Source organism: Acinetobacter sp. AS23, assembly GCF_023612055.1.
In the GTDB taxonomy this organism is placed as follows: domain Bacteria; phylum Pseudomonadota; class Gammaproteobacteria; order Pseudomonadales; family Moraxellaceae; genus Acinetobacter; species Acinetobacter oleivorans.
Map to the genome: position 1 here is coordinate 3099415 of NZ_CP082274.1, position 25784 is coordinate 3125198.

The 25784-nt window shown below is 38.5% G+C and carries 18 protein-coding genes; 5 read left to right on the forward strand and 13 right to left on the reverse strand.

Annotation, left to right across the window (positions count from 1 at the left end):
* Positions 1–6 precede the first annotated feature (6 nt).
* From hsmA to K6I41_RS14695, 6 genes are all read right to left on the reverse strand, one after another.
* Positions 7–1497 (reverse strand): hemophilin secretion modulator, encoded by a 1491-nt coding sequence (hsmA, locus tag K6I41_RS14670; RefSeq protein WP_502800616.1) that lies wholly within the window; start codon positions 1495–1497, stop codon positions 7–9.
* 78 nt (positions 1498–1575) lie between these two features.
* Entirely contained in the window at positions 1576–2367 is a 792-nt protein-coding gene (hphA, locus tag K6I41_RS14675) for a hemophilin HphA (RefSeq protein WP_002041986.1), read from the reverse strand.
* 191 nt (positions 2368–2558) lie between these two features.
* Positions 2559–5732 (reverse strand): hemophilin receptor HphR, encoded by a 3174-nt coding sequence (gene hphR, locus K6I41_RS14680; protein ID WP_284453893.1) that lies wholly within the window; start codon positions 5730–5732, stop codon positions 2559–2561.
* A 139-nt stretch (positions 5733–5871) separates the two neighbouring features.
* Complete coding sequence (locus K6I41_RS14685; RefSeq protein ID WP_250374682.1) at positions 5872–6888, reverse strand: FecR family protein; 1017 nt, start codon at positions 6886–6888, stop codon at positions 5872–5874.
* Positions 6889–7410, reverse strand: coding sequence for a sigma-70 family RNA polymerase sigma factor (locus K6I41_RS14690; RefSeq protein WP_080779811.1), 522 nt, complete (start codon positions 7408–7410; stop codon positions 6889–6891).
* Between the two features lie 136 nt (positions 7411–7546).
* The gene (locus K6I41_RS14695; RefSeq protein ID WP_109046358.1) at positions 7547–8437 is read right to left on the reverse strand and encodes a LysR family transcriptional regulator; all 891 of its coding nucleotides are present in this window, start codon (positions 8435–8437) and stop codon (positions 7547–7549) included.
* 186 nt (positions 8438–8623) lie between these two features.
* Here K6I41_RS14695 and K6I41_RS14700 point away from each other — a divergent pair, with 186 nt between their 5' ends.
* From K6I41_RS14700 to K6I41_RS14720, 5 genes are all read left to right on the forward strand, one after another.
* Positions 8624–9568 (forward strand): dihydrodipicolinate synthase family protein, encoded by a 945-nt coding sequence (locus K6I41_RS14700; RefSeq protein ID WP_000050879.1) that lies wholly within the window; start codon positions 8624–8626, stop codon positions 9566–9568.
* Between the two features lie 173 nt (positions 9569–9741).
* On the forward strand, positions 9742–11127 hold the full coding sequence (locus K6I41_RS14705) for an MFS transporter (protein WP_250374683.1): 1386 nt from the start codon (positions 9742–9744) through the stop codon (positions 11125–11127).
* Between the two features lie 78 nt (positions 11128–11205).
* Positions 11206–12552, forward strand: a complete 1347-nt coding sequence (locus K6I41_RS14710) for an OprD family outer membrane porin (RefSeq protein WP_250374684.1) — start codon at positions 11206–11208, stop codon at positions 12550–12552.
* 646 nt (positions 12553–13198) lie between these two features.
* Positions 13199–13483 (forward strand): hypothetical protein, encoded by a 285-nt coding sequence (locus K6I41_RS14715; RefSeq protein WP_004794079.1) that lies wholly within the window; start codon positions 13199–13201, stop codon positions 13481–13483.
* Positions 13484–13759: 276 nt separating this feature from the next.
* Positions 13760–14062: a hypothetical protein gene (locus K6I41_RS14720; protein ID WP_250374685.1), complete on the forward strand. Its 303-nt coding sequence runs from the start codon at positions 13760–13762 to the stop codon at positions 14060–14062.
* Between the two features lie 5 nt (positions 14063–14067).
* Here the strand turns inward: K6I41_RS14720 and K6I41_RS14725 are convergent, their stop codons facing one another.
* The 7 genes from K6I41_RS14725 to K6I41_RS14755 all read right to left on the reverse strand — a co-directional run bounded on the left by K6I41_RS14725 (position 14068) and on the right by K6I41_RS14755 (position 25669).
* A complete protein-coding gene (locus tag K6I41_RS14725; protein ID WP_250374686.1) occupies positions 14068–15018 on the reverse strand; it encodes a hypothetical protein in 951 nt (316 codons plus the stop codon).
* A 279-nt stretch (positions 15019–15297) separates the two neighbouring features.
* Positions 15298–16209, reverse strand: coding sequence for a GIY-YIG nuclease family protein (locus K6I41_RS14730; RefSeq protein ID WP_250374687.1), 912 nt, complete (start codon positions 16207–16209; stop codon positions 15298–15300).
* Between the two features lie 13 nt (positions 16210–16222).
* Positions 16223–19273: a type I restriction endonuclease subunit R gene (locus tag K6I41_RS14735; RefSeq protein ID WP_250374688.1), complete on the reverse strand. Its 3051-nt coding sequence runs from the start codon at positions 19271–19273 to the stop codon at positions 16223–16225.
* A 38-nt stretch (positions 19274–19311) separates the two neighbouring features.
* Positions 19312–20634 carry a restriction endonuclease subunit S gene (locus K6I41_RS14740; RefSeq protein WP_250374689.1) on the reverse strand — a complete coding sequence of 441 codons (1323 nt, stop codon included), beginning with the start codon at positions 20632–20634 and terminating at the stop codon, positions 19312–19314.
* A complete protein-coding gene (locus K6I41_RS14745) occupies positions 20631–22868 on the reverse strand; it encodes a type I restriction-modification system subunit M (protein WP_250374690.1) in 2238 nt (745 codons plus the stop codon). The genes K6I41_RS14740 and K6I41_RS14745 overlap by 4 nt, the downstream gene beginning before the upstream one ends.
* Before the next feature lie 27 nt (positions 22869–22895).
* Positions 22896–23489 (reverse strand): restriction endonuclease subunit S, encoded by a 594-nt coding sequence (locus K6I41_RS14750; RefSeq protein WP_250374691.1) that lies wholly within the window; start codon positions 23487–23489, stop codon positions 22896–22898.
* A gap of 239 nt (positions 23490–23728) precedes the next feature.
* Entirely contained in the window at positions 23729–25669 is a 1941-nt protein-coding gene (locus tag K6I41_RS14755; protein ID WP_250374692.1) for a DUF262 domain-containing protein, read from the reverse strand.
* Positions 25670–25784 lie beyond the last annotated feature (115 nt).

Here is a 25784-nt window from a genome sequence, read left to right on the forward strand (position 1 = left end):
TATTCCCTAAAAACGATGCTCAAGCTTGAGACTAATGTTGTGTTTATCGTAGGAATACAGCCAATCGACATTGCTTTTATTTTGGTTATAGCGATAGGTTAAATTAGGCGTCATGCCATAAAACTCAAAGCGCGGCATTTGCACAACAAAAGTATAGTTCTGTTCAAAATCATGACGGCGTGCTAAGAAAGTTTCTGCATATTTATCAAACTGGCGCCAACGGTAAGAACTCAATAAAGTGGTGTTAAATCCTGTGCTCCAAGACTTGCTTAAGCCCAATCGCACACCTTGCTGTTGGTAGGCAGCCATATATTTTTCTTGGGTCGAATGGTCGAGCACATCTAGACCACCAAAAAAAGTCCACTGGTCTGGAAAAATCTTCCAGAAAGTAGCAAAAGCTGAGCTTTCTACCCCATCTAAGGTTTTATATTTCTGATAATTTAAATCTTTACTCTCAGCCTCAAGCTTGAAGGCTTTATCTGCCGAGATAAAATGCATCCACTCGGCACGCGCACCCCATGCATTGTAAAGACCATCATTGCCATAACGTTTATGTTCAAATAGCGGACTCACCCCAATTTGATTTTTTAAGTCAAAGTAGCTGTAGCCTGCATTAATGTTAATGGTAGATTCATTAAATGCCGCGTGGTCGTTATAGGACTGCCCAAACGCCAGCGCACGTAAAGCCACGCCATGATGCCCCTTAATCGCATAGCGTTTAATCAGACTGGCTTCATAATCTAACCCCGTTGCTGATTCGGCTTTAGGCGTTCCACGGGTAACTTGCTCAATTGGGATAATATTACCGTTACTATCTTTGCCATAAAGCGTCCATGTTTTGCTCTGTTCAGAAGAACTATTTAAATTACTAACATAGGTATAGCCAGCTGAAACCGAGCCTTGCCAAGAGTCTCGTTTTTTTAATGCCTGAACAAAGGTATTCACTGTTGTTAAAACCCCAGACGGGATTACAGCAGGGTCACTTTGTTTCAGTTGGTCTTGAATGGAAATAAAAAGGCGTGCTGCTTCCTTATTCTTCTGTTGTTCAAACAGCACGCGCGCTAACTCAAGTTCACAAATTAAATTATGAGGTTGTTGTTTTAGGCTGCTTTGAAATTTTTGTTCAGCCAATTTCAGTTGCCCCTGAGAACGTGCAACTGCCCCTTCGGCAAAGTCGGTTAAAGCCCGATCGTAGCCAACATATTTCTTATAATGTTCTAAATAAACCGTGGCTTTGAGCCACTGTTTTTGCATGACAGCCAAATATAATGCCTTGGCAAGATCATTCGGGTTTTGCTCAACACTGTATTCTTGTCCATTAATTTGAAGTTTAGGTAATTGCTCGGTACTACGAATGGTTCCTTGCTCGTGAAACTGGCGCTGTTCTTGTAAAAGTGTTTGGTCCAAGCTTTGATTGAGACGAAGCTGTGTGTCTTCGTCGGCATATAAAAATGGACAACTCAACAATGTCAGACAGCACAAAAGCGTTCGTTTCATAAAACAATAAACCTGAAGCAACCAAGCAAAAGCCAAAAAACAAAAGGAACCTACGTATGTAGATTCCTTTTGCATTCATTAATTTTTAGCACCGCCAAATGCAGTGTTGTAAGACACGTTATCAAACTGGGCAATACCTGCTAAAGCAGAAGCATTTGCACCAAAGAATTGACCTTGCACTACACCAGAGTTGTCGACACCAGCCGTACCGTTAGCCGTTGCCAAACCTGCAAACGCAGCAGTGCCCGGGTTAAATGCCACACCATCTAGGCTTAATGATGAAACAGCCGTACCTGTTCCGGTAAGCGTTCCTTCAAGTGTACCCGCGCCATAATTTGCCGTGAACGTACCACTTAATAGATTGCTTCCAGAACCATTAATCCCTGCAACGGTATAAGTTGCAGTACCCGCGGTTGGAACCGTGGTATTGGTGTTATCACCCGCGTAGTAAACGGTATGGCTCGCGCTTGCTGGCGTGTCGCCCGCTTTCCACCATTCACCAAAATAGACTTCCTGTGTGCCCACCTGACCAAAGTTAAAATTACCTAATGCACTGTGTGAAGGTGGCATTGCAGACACTGGAATATGCGAAATATTAAAGGTTTTGCTGCCAACCGTTACATTGGTATTACTCGTTCCCTGAGCAGCAAAAGCCTGAGCCAAACCTTTTAACGAACTAAAACCTGTAAAAGCGTTATATGGTGCACCCGCAGCTTGAACCGACACCGCTGCTACACCACCCGGATGGCTTGCATTGGCAGCAGCACCGATTTTGATGTTACTTTCATTACTCGAAATACCATCAATTCCTGCATAAGCAAATGCAGTTGAACAAGCAACGAGACCCAAGAACAATTGAGAGATTTTCATTTGTTGTTACTCCATCTTTTTTAAAACTAAGTTATTGTTTAATTTAAAATAACGATTTCGCTATTTTTAGTTTATTGAGTAGGCCCAGCTGCAAACCTACTCGTTTTTCTGTAAATAATAATCATTCAATCTTATTATTTACCGTTACCTGACTCCCCTTTTATGTATGTGTAGAGGGAATCAAATTCTGTTTAAAATTTAGTGGTCCAACTAATTTTCATCGTTCGGCCGGGTGCGGCCATGGCACTACGAGTTAAAGGATCGATATAAAACTGGTTAGAAAGATTACTGCCGACAAACTCAACCGTGTTGTAGTCATCGACCTGATAACGCGCATAAGCATCAAAAATCCACGTGTCATCCCAAGCCAAAGGCACATTGAGGTAATAGCCTTTATTGACGCTAGCATCATTGTTTTTTCGTAGCGGGCTTTCATAAGCTTTATAGAATGTTGCGCGTGCACCGAGCTCTAACTTTTCATCGAACAAGCGTGCGCCAAGCAAACCGTGGAAACTCAGTTCAGGTGTAGCCATTGTTACTAAGTAGCCATTTGGGAAACCATCATCGACACAACGCTGATACGATTCACGGAACTCAAGGCCCTGCTCGGTTTGAACCGTACCGCCTAAAATCATTTTGTTAATGGCACTATTGGTGTCACACACTTCATTTTTTAAGTTATAGGCCACGCTCAAGTCTGTGAAGAAACCGCCATTATCAAAACGGCTTTGTAGCTCAAGACCTGACAGCTTTTGCTCATCCATATTGGTAAAAATAAGGTTTTGGTCACGCTCAATCACATTTTTGGTTTTGTTGTAGTAATAGGCGAGCTTAATGTCGGCATTGCGCGCTGTGCTGAACCAATCACGCATGTCATAGACATAACCCACTTCGTAGTTAAAAGCGTGTTCAGGTTTGATTGCTTGATATGGCAACATCGCAGAAAAACCGACAGTGCTTTCAAACAAACTTGGTAAGCGATATTCCTCTGCATAGCGTGCATAGATTCTGCTGTTTGGCGTGAGATGAATTGAGGCGCCTAACTGTGGTGCCCAGCCGCTATCTTTAACTTTGTCGGCAGACTCAACCGGAACTTGGTCTACCACCGACATAAAGTTACCGCCAGTCACGACGTACTTTTGGTCAGAGGCATTGAGCTGGTTTAAAGGATTATCGACAAGCGACAATTGCCCATTCGCATCTGCTTTCCAGCTCAACGTATTTTTCTGTGACCAGATCATGTTATACAACGTGCTCTCTGATGCAGGTACAGTGTCGAGCTGCCCATCCCAATCAGGATTTTTTGTGGCATAGCGCTGTTTTAAAACATTGATTAAACGCTGCTGAGTCGAAGTGTAACTCTCAGGCATGGTCTGATATTCAAAGGTATATTCTTTGAGCCTACTTTTTTTGGTAAACAGCGGATTTAAACTCGGGTCAATCTCGCTCTGCAAAGACTTATTTAAAAAGTCATCAATAGCCCAATACGAACGATAACGCATGCCCGCATCAAAACTTAACCAAGACAGCGGTCTATAATTAAAGTTAAAGTCGAACGTTTTTTCCTCACGGCGCCCTGCTCGTGGCAGCGCCTGATAGAGCGAATAACTTGGGCCAAATTCGCCATATATATCGTCAGACGTTAGTTTTTCTTTTAAGAAACTTCCACCGAGTGTCAAATCAAGCTGGTCTAACAAACGGGTTTTATTACTGACCGTAATACCTTTACGCGTATTGTCAGAATGGCTTATCGCCGTGTTAATAATGGTGTTATCTCGAAAATCGATTGTGGTTGGCCACCCACCACGTGTGTATGTCTGGCTTTCGGTGTCGGTTTGCCAAATGTTGGCATAGAAATCAATCCAGCGATTATTCTCAGGCTTAAACTTATATTCGAGGCTATAGGCTTTAGAGTGAATATTGCTTAAAGGCCACTGCGGAACACCCAAGTCAGGCGTAATGCCCCAAACAATACGGGACGGCATAATTTCACCAAAAATATTTTTGGTATCTCGGTAAGTCAGTTTAAGAGTCTGGTGATCGGTTGGGCGATAGGTTCCTTTTAATAACCATGACTCCATATGACTTGAAGTGTTGGGAACTTCATCGCCCGGTTGATAGGCATAAGCAAAGTAAGGAATAAAATCGAGGCTGCTGTCTGGCGTCGCTCGTTTATAGTAGCCCGCGCCATGTGTACCCGAAAAATAATTGCCGCGCTCACGTACTGCATAGACAGCCAGTAAATCGAATTTATCTTGCTTGGTGGCAATTGCCAGTCGGCCCGCTAAGTCATCGCCCGAAAAATGAGAGTTATCACTTCTGGTCCGGTTCTTTTTATAAATATCGGGGTCATATTTGGCCCCGTTCATGTCGATCCAAGGCGTTGTGTTATCGTAGTTTTGGCCTACTTTACTCATGTCTGGCAAAGACGGATCAATTGAGTTGGTTGAGCCTTCTACTTTTAACTCAGCACCGAAAGACTTACCCGGACGAACAATGTCATCGGCCTCTAGCGTTTTAACCACTACACCGCCGCCAACAGAAGTTGTGGTATTGCGCTCTAAAGATGGGCCTTTAATGACTTCAATGCCCGCAATGAGATTGGGGTCGATATAGTTTCGGTTGTTTACCCCGTTGTAACCACGCCATACGGCAATTGACTGTTCAGTGCCATCAATGGTTAAAGGCACACGACCAACACCCTGCACACCACGTACACTTGGGTCGAGTGCGCCACTGTTGCGGGCATCGCCGCTATAGACTCCCACCATACCTTGTAAAACATCGGCTGGGTTGGTTCCTTTAAATCGCTCAACATAGTCTTTGCCCGCATAGACCGAGGAACGGTTTGCGTCATAAACTTTGTTATAGCCTTCTGTGTCACGGTCTTCTTTGCCGTACACCACAATTGGCGTAAGTCGTACCGATGCATCTTCTTCAATTACGGCACTACTTGGCGGCAGGCTAGCGGCCTGAACCTTAGATGAACTTACCCGTGGTGTAGATTTTTTGCTGAGTGTGTAGCCATGCCCAACCTTTACAGCATTAAATTCGGTTGATTTTAAAAGCTGCTCAAAACCTTGCTCGACGGCAAAGCTGCCTTTTAAGCCTAGGCTATGTAACCCTTGGAGTTGCTGGGCATCCATTGCAATTGAAGTACCCGATTGTTCGGCAAACTGGTTGAGTACGTTAGCAAGGCGACCCGCAGGAATGTTATAGCTTTTCACTCCGGCTGTTTCTGCATAGGCCTGCTGCATAGGAAGCACAACAAGCCCACCCATCGACACAGCATGTATGGCAAACGCCAGTGTTGAAAATCGAAAAATCGATCGATTCCGCTTTTGCCCCGTTCCCGCTTTTTTCATTTGCCCCGCCCCAGTAAATCTTAATAAGAATCATTCAATACAACAAATTAAAATGATCCATATTTATTGCTTCTACTTACTATGACGAACGACTTTCAAAAAAGTGGAACCTAAAATCGAAAATAAATTTAATTTTTTATTATTTTAAAGAAACCATAACCACAAACGGCGTGATTTGCTTAATTTTCAGGTCAGGAAAAACCGTAGCTAAAAGCTTAAGCGACTCTGTGGTTTGGTCTAAAGGCAATACCGCATTGACCCGCACATGTTGCAGTGCCGCATCATTAAAAATAATTTTGCCTTTGTAGTTGCGGTCTAGCTCTTGTAGCACTTGATTTAATGGCAGGTTTTCTACCATAAGCTGATGCTTTTGCCATTTTTGTTGTTCGTTATAAACATTTATTGCAGGCAGTTTTTGTACGCCATTTTTGTCCATTTTAATGGCTTGCCCTGCTTCAACAATCGCCTGACGAGTTGCATGCAATTGGGTGGTTTTAACTTGCGTGGCTTCTACTTTTACCTTTGAGTGCAACATGTTGAGTTCTGTTGCCGAAGCGTCATAACTGACACTAAAAGCTGTGCCGAGTGCCTGAATTTGACCATGACTGGTTTTGACCAAAAACGGTCTGGTCTTATCTTTGGCAACATCGACATAAATTTGCCCCTGCACCAGCTCAACTACTCGCTGGTTGGTTTTAAAATCAAGATTGACTGCGCTTTTACCACGTAAAATTAAACGTGAACCATCTGGTAAGGTTTGCGTAGTCCACTGCCCCGATTGCCCTTGAATATCAGCCGTAACATAGGCCACAGTGGTGTCAGTTAAATAAAATAACGCCCCACTCATGGCAACAAACACAACGGCAAACGCTGTTCCTGCTCGTAAATGTTTATAGGCTTTGCCTGAGTTTAGGCCAGCTTTAAGGGCAACTTTAGTGACTTTTTTATGTCCGCTGGTTTGGGAAAGTTTTTGAATTGAACCGATACACTGTTCAATATCGGCAGCCACTTGGCGGTGTTGCTCACTGGTTTTTTTCCACTGTTCAAATTTTTGATTGGCGGTTTTTCGTGAGCGTTCATCATCCGAGCTCAGTTGAACAATCCAATGTGCGGCTTCTTCAACCAGTTGGTGATGTTTGCTTTTGTCCATAGCCATTTAAATGCAAGCGTCCATGTCTTGTCGGTTTTGGTAGCACTGAATTAAACAGCTCGCCAAATATTTTTGAATCATTTTGGTCGACACATTTAAACGCTCTGCAATTTCTTTATGGGTATAACCTTCGAGGTAATGCAAAATAAAAGCTTGCTGTGCTTTTTCAGAAACCCCTTCGAGTGCTTTGCAAAGCTGGTTAATTGCTTGAATAATTTGCATTTGCTCTTCGGGTGAAGCCACTGCGTCAAGCATATATTCCATTTGACTCAAGCCATCTAAATAAGCTTGTTCAATGCGTTTACGGCGCACTTGGTCAATGAGCAGGTTTTTAGCAATCGAGGTTAAATATGCACGCGGTTCCTTAATGCCGAATAGCTCGTCACGCGTTTGTAGCAGTTTAATAAATGTGTCCTGAACCAGATCTGCGGCCTGATCAGTATTACCTAATTTTTGTCTCAACCATTGGTGAAGCCAGCTTTGGTGACTTCTATATAACTGATCTACAAGCAAAGAAGTTTTGTTCACAGCAATTGGACTCAAAACAAGGAACTTATAAATGATAATAATTATCATTTAAACAAGTCAAGCAATAATTCAAGTAAAACTTAAATCACTGTTTAATAAATTGAATTAATTGCCCGCTCGCTTTGCTGTACTTTTCTCAAAGCAAATCAGCCAAATTCCTAATTTCTTCCATCACCGCCTTACACGCAGGGGTTAAATAGCCATGTTTAGAAATAGACAAAGAAATATAACGCTTGAGCGCGGGGTTAATAATTTTTGCAGCTTGAATTGAGGTGTATTGGCTGGCCTTCTTTAACGCTTGCGGCCCCAGCATGGTGTACATGCGAGATTCGGAAACCAAATGGGTTTGCAAGCTAATCGAGTCGGCTTCAAACACAATGTTCAGTTCTACCCCATTTTCATAAGCCATGTGGTCTAAAAAATTACGCCAGTTACTTGGCCTGCAAAACGTGACCAGAGGTAACTCACTTACTGCTTTAAAGTCGACTTCATTGGCCTGAGTGAGCGTATCTCCTTCACAGCCCACCAAATAGGTATCGGCTTCGGTAAGGTAAACATCACCCTGTTTAGGCGTCGGGTTGAACCGATAAAGTATGGCTAAATCGACGCTGCCATCTTCAAGCCATTTTTCTAAATGTACACCTTGTCCTTCACGCACCGACAGTTTAATTAGGGGATATTTCTCTTGAAGTACTTTATAGAGCGTCGATAACAATGGATGAGCAGTAGACGGCAAACTGGCAATACGAACTGTGCCAATTGGGGTATCGGTCGAATGCAAAATTTCATTATTAAGTTGATCGGTCACGTTTAGCCATGAACGAATTTTAGGAAGTAAATGCTGACCTAAGTCGGTGAGTTCTACGCCGCGGCCAGTTCGGTTAAACAAACGACCGCCACATTGCGCTTCAAGCTCGTTCATTTGCCGACTAATTTGTGGTTGGTTGGTGTTATGCAGCATCGCAACTTTGCTTAAGCTACCGAGTTCGACCGCATCTAAAAATATTTTCCATAATTCATAATTCATCGATTCTTCCTAAACCGTAATAGACAGCTTTTTGAGCCATACATTTTCAGTATAACTGAAATTCAAGAATTGGTAATTCCTACATAGCTCACCTATTTCTATACTCCAATCATGTTCTCTACAACACGATTTAAGTCAGATTAAGAACCAGAGAATATTTAATTACACTGTATAGGAAGTACGATTATGAGTTTAGATTTACGTGGATTAACCCCAGCACCTGTGACTCCTTTTACCCGTGACGGACAAGTAGACCATAATGCAATTCAACGTTTAGGTTCATGGTTAGGCAGTATTGATGGTGTGAAAGGCTTGGTTGTTCTTGGGCATGCAGGTGAAGGAACATTCTTGTCGCAAAAAGAACAAATGCAGGTCATCGAAAGCTTTGTTAAATCGGTAGATGACAAAATTCCGGTAATTGCTGGTATTACGCTCGAAGGTACTTCGGTTGCAGCAGAAGAAGCAAAACGTGCAGTGAGCGCAGGTGCTTCGGCAGGTTTGATTTACCCTTCACACGGCTGGTTGCGTTTTGGCTATCAAAAAGGCGCACCACAAGACCGCTATAAAGCGATTTATGAAGAAAGTGGTTTGCCATCTATTTTATTCCAATATCCAGATGCAACGAAGGCCACTTACGACCTAGAAACTCTACTCGATATTTCTGCACAGCCAGGTGTGTTTGCCATGAAAAATGGTGTGCGTAATATGCGTCGCTGGGATGTCGAAATTCCTATTATTCGCCGTGAACGCCCAGACTTACAGGTATTGACCTGCCACGATGAATATTTGCTTCACACCATGTTTGATGTAGACGGCGCTTTGGTTGGCTACGGCAACATTGCCCCTGAACTGTTAATTGAAATGATTAAAGCAGGTAAAGCCAAAGATTATGCCAAAGCTCGTGCGATTCACGACCAATTATTACCAGTGACTCGCAATGTTTATCACCGCGGTTCACACATGGAAGGTACGGTCGCGCTTAAACATGCACTGGTTGCTCGCGGAATTTTGGACCATGCCACTGTGCGTTCGCCTCTGCTTCCACTGGCAGATGGTGCTGAGCAAGAAATTCATGATGCAATGCGTCAAGCCGGAATTGGCAAGGTCGATTTAACCCAAGCCGTTGCTTAAATTCTATTCGGGCTAGCATGTACGCTAGCCTTTTTTTCCTGTACGCTGCCTGAGGCCAAACATCGGGCATGTCTCTTAAAAACAATAATAAAAAAGCATGCAAACTGTGGTGAACAGGTAGTGCGAAATAGAACAACAAAACTACGAGGAATGTAGTAATAAGGAGATAGAAGATGACAAATCTAGCGGATGTAGAACAAATTAGTCATCATCAAAAAAATGCGGAAATTATTGCAAGACTCGAACGGCTACCCGTCACTGGTCGATTGCAATTTATGCGAATTACCATTGGTATAGCGACCTTTTTTGACGCTTATACTGTTCTAGCAATTGCCTTTGCTTTACCCCAACTCATTACCGAATGGCACCTCACGCCCGCCTACGTCGGTGCGATCATTGCCGCGGGTTATATCGGGCAACTGGTCGGTGCAATCTTCTTTGGTTCTCTTGCCGAAAAAGTCGGTCGTTTAAAAGTGCTGTCTTTTACCATTTTACTGTTTGTGGCAATGGATATTTCTTGTCTGTTTGCGTGGAGTGGAATGTCGCTGTTAATTTTCCGTTTCTTACAAGGTGTTGGAACAGGTGGCGAAGTGCCTGTTGCGAGTGCCTATATTAACGAGTTTATTGGTGCAGAAAAGCGCGGTAAGTTTTTCTTGCTCTATGAAGTTTTGTTCCCACTCGGTCTTATGTTTGCAGGCATGGCGGCATTTTTCCTCATGCCAATTTACGGCTGGAAAGTCATGTTTATTGTGGGTCTAATTCCATCGTTACTGGTTATTCCTTTACGGTTTTTCTTGCCTGAGTCACCACGTTGGCTTGCCTCAAAAGGTCGTTTTAAAGAGGCAGATCAAGTCGTCAAAAGTTTTGAAGACGGTGCCATTAAAAGCGGTAAGACTTTGGCTGAACCTGTGGTTAAAGAAATTAACCCGCAAGGCATGGCAAAAACCGACTGGCGCGAGCTGTTCCGTGGCATCTACCGCAAACGTACCTTTACCCTGTGGGGCATGTGGTTTTGCGTGTATATGGTAAACAACGCTATGGTGACTTGGCTGCCATCGCTATACAAACAACACTTTGGTCTGTCGCTTCAAACCAGTTTAGGTTATGGCTGGATTACCTCGGGCGTGGGTGTGATTGCCTCTATTATCTGTGCGTTAATGATCGATAAAGTCGGCCGCCGTCCTTGGTACAGTGCAGCGTTTTTCTTAGCAATTATTCCACTCATGAGCCTCTCGGTTTTAGGCGCAAAATCGGCGATGGAAGTGGTAATTTTCGCAACGATTAGCTATGCCATTTTGCAAACCATTTCATTCTCTTTATACCTCTACGCTGCCGAACTTTACCCAACTCGCCTACGTGCGATGGGCATCGGGTTTAGTACCGCTTGGCTCCGTGCTGGTTCTGCAATTGGACCAGTTATGGTGGGCCTCGTGGTTGGTGGCTATGGCATTCAATATGTGTTTAGTGTGCTTGCCGTTGTGGCACTCATTGGTGGTCTAGTGACCTTCTTGTTTGCCATTGAAACCAAAGGCCAAGTGCTCGAAAAACTCTCTCCTTAATTCATCTATTTCATAAAAAGCTTGCCTAACCTCAGCGTTAGGCAAAGGGCTTATTCATGCTTAAAAAAGGAATTTAAAATGAATAAATATTTGCTATGGGGCTGTATTGGTCTAGGCAGTGTGAGCAATGCGTATGCAGAGCTTCCTCAAGAATTTGGCAAGTTAGAATTAAAGCTTAACACCCGTTACTGGAACGATGAAGGTACTGCTCACCCTACGCTTGCCAACCCTTCGCCTTCGTCGAGTGAATATGAACAAAGTGCCTTAGGGCTTGAGTTAAATTATCAGTCACCTTACTTGTGGGACTGGCTTGGAGTAGATGGTTCACTCTATGCAGTCACCAAGTTATTTGACTCTGGCAAGCCTAGTGCTCAGCTTTTAGAGGTCGAAAATAACGGCAAGCTCGACCAAAACTTTGCGACTTTAGGACAACTCTACATCAAGGCAAAACTGGGTGATAAAGGCGAATTTAAATTAGGCCGCCAGCTGCAAGACTCGCTGTTACTTAAAAGTACCAACAACCGCGCGGTACCCGACACTTTTTCGGGTGCGAGTGGTCAGTTTCAACTGAATGACCAGCTACAGACTTACATTGCTTACTATGACCGCTGGAAACCACGCAGCATGGACTCTTTTGAAAAACTGGTGACTGAAAATGACGAGCGCATTGATTATGTCGGTTTGCTCGGTGCCAAGTATCAGTATAAAAACTGGAGCGTGAATGCCGAATATTTAAATAGTAAAGATTATTTAAAAAAGTATGGAGCGATTGCTCAATATAAATTGCCCTTGCATGGCTTGGTGTGGACATTTAACACAGGCGCGTTTTTCTCGCGTGATGATGGCAAGCTGTTTAAATGCGGTGCCGAAAGCGAGCTGGACTGTATCAAAGGCCAAGACATTAACAACCGTGGCAATGGTTATTTTGTCGATGTAAATGTGGCCAAGAATAACCTCGAAGGTGGCATTGCCGTTTCAAAGTTTGATGGTTTTTGGATTGAAGATAACTTTGCCGTTCATTCCGCCCGCAACTCTGTTTTGACGCAAGACCACGGCACCAACCCGTTTCCGACCTCTGCGACCATTGGCCCTGACTTTACCAATAACGATGAAACCGCCGTTGCCCTTCGGTTGAAATATAACTGGAAAGACTATGTGAAAGGTTTAAAAACCGAAGCGAAGTATATTTATGGCTTTGGCGCTCACCAAAGTAACATTAGCAGTGATATTGAAGGTAAAGAACGTTACTTTGACTTTACGGTGAGTTATGCCTTGCCATGGGTGAAAAACTTAGATGTGCGTTATTCATTTTTGCATTATGAGTCAAAGTTTAAAAATGCAAACCTAGGTGAAAAAATAAATGGTATGACTCGTAAAGATTGGGACCAGCACCGTGTATTTATTAATTACCGTTATACATTTTAAGAGCAAGCTAAACGTTTAGTTTAACTTTATTATATTTATTAATTCACCGATTTAAATCGATAAATTTTTGAGTTTAATTAAAATATAAATTTATATTTTAATTTTTTATAATATTTTATTTAAATTGAATTGACCTGTTAAAAACTTATGATTATTATGGTCTCGCTGGCCTACATTGCCAGTCGGTTTTGACAGACCGAGTATACAGCGTATCAGGTAAATACTCCCTGAGTATGAGACTTGTGCGCAACTTGCACCTCCCCCTTACCGTTGCGGTAGGACGGGAGGGGGACGCGCTTGCGCGTGCTGGTTTGTATACCCAGTCTGTCAACCCTCTTCCGTTCTACCACCATAATCAATTGACGGTGATCTTTGGTGGTAGAGCTCCATACATTCTAGGAGTTGACCATGACCTTTTTTATATTAATCCCCTATCCTCTCTCGTAATTTTATTTATTTAAAATTTAGGCTTTCTCTCACCTAAAATATTTTAAATTTATAAATAATTTTATTTTAAAATTTTAATCATTTTATTTTCCTGTATTTCAGGCGGGTTAACTATTCCCTTTTTAAATGATTTTAATACTTTAAATATATGCGGCTTATTTTTTATTAATAACTTAGTGAAAATTATCACGAGAATAATATGAAACTTTATAAACCTATTTTGGCTTTAAGCCTTTTAATAGGCGATTACGGTGTTTCTGGTTGCGACATTCACACTCAGCAGGATTTTGAAGAAATTTGCCTGTCTGGTGGGCACACCCAAGCCAGTTGCGACTGTATTTACCAACGGCTTGAACAAGTGTATTCGCATAAGCTTATGCAACGACTAGAACATGTCAGTTTGCAAAGTCCTGCTCTCCCACAGGACTTTGCCCCTACTTTTTTTAGTGTGATGCGGCGATGCGATAAAGAAGACATGGGCTAAGCGTTTGGCTTAGCTCCCTTATCTCTGTGTCGCAATGGTGGATTACTTTAAATCAGCGCAAAAAATTAAAGTTCTGTTGTGGCACGGGGGCCTTGGGGAATGATTGCATTACGTCCTTTTCTAAGGATTTGTTCGTACCATTTGTCTTGAAGTATCTATGTTAATCAAAAAATTTAGTCTATTATTTTTACATAGAAAGAATGCTCAAAAAATTAATTCGTTGATTTTAAAAAAATTGTTTATCTAAAATTTAATATTTCAAAGCGAGCTATTCCTATGTCAATAGAAGATTTCTTTATAAAAGACTCTCCCTCTAAGAGATATCTTTTAATGAGCTTAGCCCTATTCATGTTAATAATGGCTTTAATTGCTTACTTTAAGGGAAAGTTGGGATTTGAATATGTATTTTCACTTATTGCAGGGTACGCCTTAATATTCTTTATTTTAAAAAATGCAGCATTACCACTTTTTCCCCCACTTACGAAAAAAAGTAGTGATGCAAACGCTATGGCTAGAACAACAATAGCAATTGTTTATATCCTTGCTTTCATAATTCTAACTATTTCTTATTTTTTATAATTTAATTACTCTTCAATTTTCTTGCTTCGCTCTACAGTAATATATTCATTAGGAATCACTAACTGCTTTTCCATATTCTTTACCTTATAAGAAACTAAAGTGCTTTTACCAATGCCTTGAAATAACACTTTAATATCTTTAAAAATAAAGGTTTTATACTGACTCAGTTCTTTAGTAGTCGTTTTTGGTAATTCAATTAAATCTGCATATGGTTCTTTGATGTATAAAGTCGCTTTTTCTACTCTCACACCAGTTTTTTGCATGGCATAGTTTAGAAACGTGTTACCAACCTCTTCAATAAAAAACATGGGGGTAAGTGGTATCAAAATCAAAATAATGGCAACTTGTAAGCTATCATTAATATGCGTTTCTAATCTTTTGAATTTCTTTATCGCAAATGTTTTAAGATGATCACTTGCTTCTGGGTCATCAATAATATCTTGCAAATTTTCAAATTTTATACGAAATTCTTTAATCTTCTGTCGGTTGATATAAAAAGGATAATAAGTAAAGGCAATAAAAAATACGGTAATACCTATGTAAAGATTGATTTTCCAATGCAGTAAAAACAAACTATGAATAACATATACGAGATAAAGGGATGCAGCCAATGTGGTAATGCTAATCTTTGGAAATGGCAGTTTTTGTCCAATTCTGATATGAGGTGGTAAGTACTTATCAACCACACTAAAGATGATATATGTCACTGGAACTAAGGAAATACCAAAGAAAAACAATATCGTGCTTAGCCCCGCATAAATAATAGAACATGCTACAAAAATTAGTAAAAAAATGAGCGTATCACCAAAGCTAATTTCCGAAGGGATATAGCTAATCGTCACTAAATATGCGACTAAGCATAATACACCTATAGCAATAATGGCTTTAGTCGTTGTGAGTGCTGTTTCATGCCACTGCCCCAGATTATTTAAAAATCTCGTTATTAAGTTGTTCATTTGATCTAACCAAATCTTATAAATTATTTAAGAATCGATGATTACCCTTTTCTTAAACCGCTCCCCAGCGGAGTAATCATCTTTTGAAATTTCCCCAAATTTCAGAGTATGTCCCTGCATACTGTGTAGCTAATTGTCTCCTTTTAAATACTTATATCCCTTGCATGTTGCAATATGCTTGTGTCACTTCAGATCAATACAAAAGTAAAGTTCTGTTTGTTAAAAAGGACTCGTGATTAGAAAACAATCAATTAAATTTTTCTTTTCTACTATCTAAACTTATGCACTATCTACTTGCTTTTGCTGCCACTCTGCATAAGTTAAATGGGTATTTATTTCTTTCCACTCTTTTCTCCCATTTGATGAACGACCTTGTATTACACCTGATGCTGCAGACGGACTACTAAACAAATAATCTTCATTAAAAGTAAAATCTTTAGAGTCAATAATTTCATTTTCAATTAAATGGTTACGCAATTTTGTGTAATTAAAGGTAGAGGATGATACTCTTTTTACTTGTGAGCCTTTTAAAACAAAAAACTCTCCATCTATCTCTTGTGCTTTAGCTTCTACTTCACGGCTAGATAAATAAAAGTTTGCTGTTTTATCAATCTCAGGTTCTACAAAACTATGCGTTTTTGATAAGTATTGTTGATAGCTAGGTCTTTTTAAATCTTTGAGGAAATCGTAGCCTAATACAGGCAAAACAATTTGTATTTGCTCTAAAAAAAACTCCATATCAGCAATATCCGACTCTGGTAAACGGCTATAACTATGTGCTGTACCATTTTCGAGCTGGCATTGTCCATTCTGTTTAGCAATATCCATTAGACGACTTTCAAGATATTTGATATGCGCTTTAGTTAAATTCTGGTCTTTACTTGTAATTAGACAAACTTTTTCCCAAAAATCTTTTCCACCACTTTCTTCTGTCCGGTTATGTTGTTTTAAACGATTAGCAACATCATCCGATTCCCCAATATACACTCTTGGATATAATGGATTTTCTGGATCATGGCTAATCAGAAAATATACACCTGTTTTTGTACATTCTTCACGCTGGATCAACTCGGCCAATTTACTACGGGGGGCAGAAAGTACATGTCCTGTCCAGTTAATAATTTCGGCTGTTAAAATCCCATTGGGTGTTCCATCCGCCAAAAATAACTTAATACTTTTACCTTGCCCCATTTCTCTTTCCTTACTATAAAATATTCTTCTTAGCACGAACATAAATATGTTTTGCCAATCGTTTAGCGACTTTTTTCCTTAATTCTTCTGTACCCATTACTTTATTACAAACTTCTTCATTCCCAGCAAGTCGGGTAAGGAAGAGGTCAATTAACTTCCCAGATAGATACTCAGTAAAACTATCTAAAGAGTTTGCATTCACTGCCTGTACGATTTCTTCATTTTCGATAGCTGCTTGCTCAATCTGATCAAAGAACAATTGATCAGCTATTGTAAAGTCTGTACCGAATGCCTCATTTAACTCATCAATCAAATGGGATACATTATCCGTAGATTCTGCCTGTCCTGTTCCAACATCCGTTGAACCTTTTAAGGCATTCGCTTCACCCTGCCCCAAATCGATACTATTTTCACTTATTTTCTGCAATCGATAAAATTGAAGTTCAACAATTTTAGATAAATCAACTTCATTTTCCTTAGAGCCTTTAGGCAACTTTTGTAGTAAGGCTTTTAAATACGCATAGCGTTGCTCATGTTCTGAGTCTGTAAAGTCCATGATTTGTGAGACAAACAGATATAAATTTAAATAGCTTTGTAATTGGCTTTTAAATAGCTTTTGTTGCTCTTGTTGATGTACAAGATCATCAGGATGAATTTTCTTATATTTATCGACAGCACGATCAATAATACTATTCAACTGCTTATGTTCATGCCCTGTTAGCTTGCTTCTATCCTTAAACCAAATATTTGCAAACTCAATTAAATCGGCCTCAAAGTAAAACTTCCATTGATTCAATGTATGGCCAAGCTCATTCAATTTCTGCTCATTTGGAATATCACTGAGTTTAGTTAACTCGTAGAATGGCTTAAATGCTTTATAAATATCATCGTGGGTATTCACAAAGTCCAATACAAAAGTATCTTCTTTGCCATAAGCACAGCGGTTCAAACGAGATAAAGTTTGTACTGCTTGAATTCCCGATAGCTTCTTATCTACAAACATGGTGTGTAGTAAGGGCTGATCAAAGCCTGTTTGATATTTTTCTGCAACCAATAATACTTGATAATCATTTGTATCGAATTGATCAGGCAATTCAGTTTCTTTAAAACCATTCATTTTAGGTTCTGTATACTCAGTACCATCAACCTTTAATTTCCCAGAGAAAGCCACTAACGACTTAATTCCTATATATTTTTTTTCTTTGATATATTCATCAAATGCGAGTTTATAGCGTACTGCTTGTTCACGAGAATTCGTTACAACCATTGCTTTAGCACGCCCACCAATTCGATGCATTGTCACTGTTCTAAAATGTTCTACAATAATTTCTACTTTCTGAGCGATTACGCTTGGATGCATGTAAACAAAACGAGTCATCAAGGCTTTGGTTTTATTTTTTGCAAGTTCTGGATCATTGTCAGCAATTTTGATTAATTTATAGTACTGCCCATATGTCGTGTAGTTTGCCAGAACATCTAAAATAAAGCCTTCCTGAATCGCCTGTTTCATACTGTAATGATGAAACGGGGCTTCTCCATTATTCCCTGCTTCATCAAAGCAAGCGAGTGTTTTCCATTTTGGTGTAGCAGTAAAAGCAAAGAAACTTAAGTTAGGTTGGCGACTACGCTTTGCTGCTTCAGCAAATAAATGCTTTTTCACGTCATCAGTTAATTCACTTTCATCCTCATCGCCATCATCTAAAAACTCTTGAGCAATTGCAGATTCAATCCCATCCTTATTCAGAATTTTACGTAGTTCCATTGCCGTTTCGCCACTTTGTGAACTGTGGGCTTCATCGACAATAACAGCAAAATTCTTTCCTTCCGTGCTCAAATCAACAGTAATTCCTTTTTCCGCTTGGGTGCGAATTGTCTGCATGATATATGGAAATTTTTGGATAGTGGTAATAATGATAGGTACATTCGAAGCCAAAGCATTGGTGAGCTGTAGGGTATTTTCATCAATTTTTTGCACTACACCATCTTTATGCTCAAACTGTGCAATTGTTTCTTGTAACTGTCGATCAAGTACAATTCGGTCAGTAATGACAATAATTGAGTTAAAAATTTTCTGATCATCTGCATTATGCATCGATGCCAATTGATGTGAGAGCCAAGCAATGGTATTTGATTTGCCAGAACCTGCTGAATGCTGAATCAAATAGTTATGACCTGAACCATTGACTTTACTGTGTTTAATTAATTTTCTTACGGCATCTAATTGATGGTAACGTGGAAAAATCATCGTTTCTTTTTCGATATATCGAAAACCTGTATCAGTTCTAATCTTTTTAGTTTCTACACTCAAATGCATGTATCGAGCAAAGATTTCAATAAAACTATGACGAACTAAAGTTTCAGTCCATAGATAATGCGTGCGTACATCACCTGCTACAGGCGGATTACCTTTACCGTTTAAATAGCCTTTGTTAAAGGGTAGAAAAAATGTATTTTCTCCATCTAATTTGGTTGTCATATAGACTTCACAGGTATCTACTGCAAAATGAACCAAGGTACGTTTTTTAAAATCAAATAAACGTCCTTTTGCATTGCGCTCTTTTTTATACTGGATTTTGGCATCTTCCACATTCCAACCCGATGCTGAAAACTCATTTTTGAGTTCCAGCGTAATAAGTGGAATACCATTTAATGAAAGTACCATATCTGGAATTTCATTAAATTCCGTATGGAGCTGACGTGTACATTTAAGTACGTTTGCATCATATTGTTCTTGAGTGGTTTTATTGATACTGGTATTAGGTGCAAAGTATGCCATTTTGATTTTTTTACCAAAGCATTTAAAGCCTTGGCGAAAAACCGATAATGCGCCTTCAGTATCTAACGCATATACTAAATCATTAACAATACGTGCTGCTGTTTCTTCTTTACATGAGTTATGAATTTTCTCCCAAACTTTCGGTTGTGTCGCTTGAATAAAAGCCACTACATCTTTGGGAAATAAAGCAATTCTTGAGTCATAGTCTTTCGGGTTACCTTTTACATAGCCACCATCTATTGTTAAGCTTTGTTCGATGGCTTGTTCAAAATAATATTCACTATGCATAGCTTTACTGCCTCAAAAAAATATGACTCAATGATTTTTTAATTTACTTTTAGATTTCGAACATCAATCTTCCCTGTAACTACTTGGGTGATTAAGGTTGAGCGATATTCTTTTAATCTTTTGATTGTTAATTCATATCTTTGACCAATTTGTTGATATTTTTCAACCTCCTGATCTAAATAATCAACTATCTGATTTTGTTCTTCAATTGGTGGCAACCACACAAAAGTATTTTTCAAAATCGCTTGAGTAATACTAAATACTTTTACACCTTTAATTAGCATACGAATCTGATTACGGTGCTCTTCAGTATCAAGTATATAAGCTAAAAATCTTGGATTATTAAGCTTACTCATTTTGGCAATAATTGTATGGTAGCCAGCAAAAGTAGGAATATCACTATTTAAGTAGGTAAAGTTACCAGCCCCTTTAACATCCTCAGAAGTATCAGCAAAAATGAAATCTCCAGACTTAAGTAAAGAATTTTCATCACTTTCTATATAAGCTTCAGGCACACATTTTAATTGGTGTTTAATAGGATCAACTTCAAAACCAAATTTAGAATGCACCTCACCATAGCTCACGCAAGGAATCCCCTCATCAACTAAATTCTCTTTTGTGATAGTCAAACCTTTTGAAAAGTCAAAAATAAACTTATTTTTTATGATTTCCCAATGTGAAGGAATATTGCCTAAAATTTTAATATGGCTCTCTTTCATCTCCACATCAGGTTTTAAGCCCTTTGTCACCGCATGAGAAATTAAAGCCACACGTTGTTCAGCTAATTTTTCCAATAAAATTTCTTGCTTAGAAATTAATGCATCAACTTGGGCGAGACGTTTATCTAAAAAATCTGCAATGATTTTTTGTTCATCCAAATTAGGGTAAACAACTTTAAATGAAGCTATGTCATCCCAACTCGCTCGGGGCATCTTAGATCCAAAAGTTGTTCCATTAACTTCATTAATGAAATCTTGAGATAAGCAGTAATAACTTAAAAATTTTGGATAAATTACTTCAGATGAACGAAATACTAACGCCTCAGTAGAAGATAATCCATCTTCTTCAGCTAAAAAAACCTTAGCCAAATAAGGTCTTAATTTCCCAAATAGTACATCATCCTTTTTGAATCTGTGACCAATCCCCTCACTCTCAAGTTCCACTGAATTAAGTAGTTTGCCTGTAAATGACTCAATGTTTTCTAAGCCAAAATATCTAAGATCAGATTCTTTAGCATCAACTTTATCTCCAATATTAGAAACAACAAACTTCATCCGCTTAACTTCCCAATGGCTAGGGATTTTTCCTAACCATTGCACACCACTCTCTTTGTAGCTTTCGTAACGTAGTAACTGACTCATGCAGACAAACCTCCTAACATCTGCATAATCTCCTGCTCAAGCTGAACAATCTCCGCCTTAATAACTTCTAATGGACGTGGTGGCTCATAGACATAAAAGTGACGGTTAATTGGAATCTCATACCCCACTTTAGTTTTACTATAATCAATCCACGCATCAGAAACATGCGGTAAAACTTCAGCTTTAAAATATGCCTCACAATGTACTCGTACTAATGGTAATAACTCAGACAGATCAGGCTCTTTGTCATAGTTCACAGGCAAAGGTAAGCTCAAATTATCAGGAAAGGAAACAAGCTCTGTATCACGTAACTGTGTATCTGGTTCAATATTACCTTTATTGTCTTTGCATATATCGGCAGTTTGATCACGCTCAGATAAAGCTTCCAAAATCGCTTTCTTCACAGGGGCACCCAATTTGAAAGTTAAATCTTTCAAAATTGGATCAAGTACTTTTAAGAAAGCATCACGATTTTTCCAAACCTGATCAGAAATTTTCGCAGTAAGTGCATTTTTAATAGCTTCCTGTTGTAAACGACCTGCTTGCTCTTCCTTCGAAATTTCAACAGTATCTTTTACTTTCTTACTCTTCGCTAAACTTGCAAAAGCAGATTGATCATCCAATAAGGCAATACGTTCAACAGAAATTTTAAAGTTCAAACGCAAAGGACGTTCTACAGTAAGCTTCAAATAACCAAAATCTTGATTATTAAAAATCTTTGAACATACCTTCGCTTCACCAGTATTATTTTGAATTAATGCACTAGTATCTTGATCTTTAAATTCCGAATAGAACTTAGTGAGCTCAACAATGTGTGCTTTAGATAATTCATTACGCTTATTACCCAAGCTTTTTGCCATTTTTTGATAATGGGCGGTGCCATCAATCAACTGAACTTTGCCTTTACGTTTTTCAGATTTTTTATTTGAAATAATCCAAACGTAAGTATAAATACCTGTGTTGTAGAACATCTGGTCAGGTAAAGCGATAATCGCTTCAAGCCAATCATTTTCGATAATCCAACGACGAATATTACTTTCACCACTGCCTGCATCACCTGTAAATAATGGCGAACCATTAAATACCACGGCAATACGTGAACCTTCACCACCATTTTCAGGCGAAGCTTTCATTTTAGAAATCATGTGTTGAGCAAACAACAACGATCCATCATTGATCCGTGGTAAACCTGCTCCAAAACGACCTGAAAACCCTTGCTTCTCTTCGTCATCAATAAAGTCTTTTTGGTTTTTCCATTCCACACCAAAAGGAGGATTTGAAAACATATAGTGAAAGTCTTTATCTGCATGACCATCATGCGGGACATAACCATCTTTTTCTTTGGCATTTTTCACACCAAGCGTATCACCATAAACAATATTTTCAGCAGGTTCATCTTTAATCAATAAGTCAGAGCAACAAATCGCATATGACTCAGGGTTATATTCCTGCCCATACATATCAAGGCTAATCTTGTCATTGTATTTCTTAAGAAATTTTTCAGACTCCGATAACATCCCACCTGTACCCGCTGTAGGGTCGTAAATACTGCGGTATACGCCTGCTTTAACAAGTTCGTCCTGATCTTCTTCAAAGATTAAGTTCACCATCAATTCAATCACTTCACGAGGAGTAAAGTGATCCCCTGCTTCCTCATTTGCCTGTTCATTAAACTTACGTACTAACTCTTCAAATAGGTAACCCATTTGTAAGTTACTCACGCTACTAGGTGCAAGGCTTAAACCTGACTCTACCAAACCATTACGAAATTCTTGGAAGACTTTATATAGACGGTTTGCATCATCAAGTTTTTCAATTTCTTTAGCAAATTCAAACTTGGCAAAAATATCCTTTGCTTTAGGTGAAAAACCATCAATATACTTTGTTAAATTTGCCGTAAATTGATCTGGATCCTCCAACAGTTTTTGTAGATTAAAACCACTGATGTTATAAAGATTTTGCTTACGATCTTTATCTGCAATTTGGCTCAACTGCTTTTGTAAAAAGACATTCGGGGTTTTATCTTGCAAATTCGCCACAGCTTTTTCATAGCATGCTTTCATCTCATCTGCATGCGGTGCAAGAATTGCATCAAAACGCCCTAATACAATTAATGGCAACATCACACGACGATACTGGGGTGGACGATAAGGTCCACGAATAATATTGGCGATACTCCAAACTAATCCAACAAGTTTAGAATGCTGTGGGTGTTGATTTACTTCATTTGTCATTTCATTCCTCCAATTCAAAAATTCGGTTTATTGCGCCACTTTGGCTTGCATTAAAATTTGTTCACTCTTTGCTTGATTGTACTCAGCACGTACAGCTATCAATTGCTGAAATACCAGTGCCTCTTTATTTGCATCTTGAGTAAATTGCAGTATTTCTTCTTGCTTATTTAAAGAGGGAATCACGATAGATGCTTCCTTTAAAATTGAAATACTGAGCATCATCAACAATGAACCCCTGCTATTCATTTCAAAATAAGATCGCATTGCTTGTGAATGGTTAAAGTACCAAGCTAAAAATTCTGGCTTTAAATCAGCTGATTGTAGATTGACCACGATAAATTGATTACTAACAACAACTTGATCTGCTTCAGTACCTTTGAACACATAAGCTTTTGGCTCTCCACGAGCGACCACAATAATCGAGTTGTATTTCAAATATTGAGGTATTGAGTCATAAGCCCATTCGAGTTCTGACCATTGATTTTCTGAAATAATAACTTGATCTTTGGTTAAATCTTTAATTTGAATTGCTTTTACATCAAAAGTATTAACTGATTTTTCAGGAGGGCGTTGCGTAAAGCCCGTATAAATCTCAGCAATATTTTTTAATTTCATCTCCATAGTATTTCCTTTTAATAAACTTGGAGTACTTTGTTATTTTTCAGATATAATCTATTTAACAAAGTCTCCTGTGATAGTGGATTTTGTTTTGAAAAGTTGTCTGATCGCCAAATCCCAACTTTTCAAATCATGCAGTAGAGCTCGTACTGAGCTTTTTACTGCATGAAATCACTATACGATATCATTTTGATTAATGCAAAAATTTTTGCACTTTTTATCGTACTGCAAAATAAAAATATTTAATTTTCCAATTCTTCGTGATGTTTTTTATAACCAATATATCCCTTTAAAGACCATCTTTTCATTGCAAACTTAATGTAGCGCTCTTCCTGCTCATTGATAATTTCACTATAAAAATCAGAATAATAATTAATAGTTTTCTTAACATCACTCATAGATTTAACGGTTTTCCGAACATTTATTCCTGCTAAGCGCATATGGTAAAGATCTGTTGGGGCTTCCTGCTCAAACCCTTCAAGATATCGATCTACTTTGATCCAAATGTCATCATCACTACCTTGAATATTTAAACGAAGTTCAAGTAACACAAAATTTCCAAGTCTTCTTTTTTGATAGTAATCAACTTCTCGACAATTTTGCCCCTCAAGATTTCTGTTCTTAGTGGCCCACAAATGCTCTACCGACAAATAATCATTGGTTTTACCAGCTGACCTACTTTTTAAAATTTTATCGATATTAATCGTTTTGTTTGGTTGTAAAGATGACTCATAATTCATTAAAAAATAACGGATACCTCGCCAGTTATAAAAATCGAAAGAACTTTTATTATCTAGTTCAAATGAAGCTTCAAACCATCCATCATGAGCAAGATTTTGAGTAAATTGAACTAATAAATATTCTAGTGCTTGATCATCATTAGTTAATGTTGTCTGACCAATTATCCTATGCTCCTCTGCAATATAGCTGTTTAACAAACCTCCATAAAAGTATCTACTCGCATACTGATATAAATCACCTTGTCCTGTATCTTTTCTAGGTGTCATACCATTAGCAATATAAACTCGGAAATTTAATGTTTCTAACAACTGTAAATGTTTTTCGAGGATCTCTCCTTTTCCTTTATTCTTTAACACTAAGGCTAAAAATAAGGGCATGATTGATGCATGAACATTCTGAGCTCTAATATTTTCGATTAATGGTTTAATAGCATTATCCAAACCAAAATAATTAGGGGCATAAAGATGCTCGTACCATTTTGCAGATACTTTTAAGAATTGAATAAAATCTTGAAGTTTGATGATTGTCTGATGTTTTTTTTCTACAGATTGAAGACATTGATCTATTTGTATTCTGGACTTAAGTACATCATAGCCATGTTGACTATCTGTTTTATTCATTTTAAAAAATACGACTAAACAATATCTTAAAAATGAACTTTCCTCGTTAGGAGAAGTTTTCTTAGCTTTATTTAATGACTGTAAAATATCAGACCAATGCTCCGTAATTTCAGTTCGCAGAGTCAGAGCTGACAATCTAATAGAACAATAAATAAGATAATTCTTTACCTTTTCTAATTCACTAAGCTGTTTACCACGGTTATTAATTACCTCAAACATAATGCCTGTTTCAGCATCTTCTTTAGGGGAATAAACCAAAAAGCCTAATCTATCTTCTAAAATATTTAGAATCTTCTCAGTTGAAATACCTAAAGCTGTCTTGTGAGATAACCATTTATTAATTGAATGGTAAGCACCTAATAATCGCTCATGTGATTCTAATGTTATTGGACAATTTTCTAAATTACAGTCTGATAGAATCACTTTTTCAAAAAATTTTCGAGTATCAACATTCAATCTCAAAGCAAATTGATCATTCCCAATTGCACCTCTTTTTAAATATTTGGTAATAATACTGTTTTTTAATACTTTACTTGAAAGAAGTGAAATACATTTAAAAAAAATGACTAATGTCGTTAAGCGTTGTTGTCCATCTACTATCTGATACTCATGTTTACTATCTTTATTCTGAGATAAAACTAACGTACCTGTATAATGCCTTACATCTGATTCATCTAATAAAAGATGTTCTATATCTTTTAATAATTCATCTATTTGTTTTTCATCCCAAGCATACCCTCTTTGATAGTCAGGGATTTGAAAATAATTTCCATCAAAAATTTCTGGTAATGTATGAAGTTGTTGAACGAAATTATTTTGCATTACACACCTAATTAAAGTTTTTATATTCAAGAAAATAAGAATCGCATTGTACTTACTTTAAATTTTTTTAATAAAATATTTTCCAATAAAAAACCCCGAAACTTAAGTTTCAGGG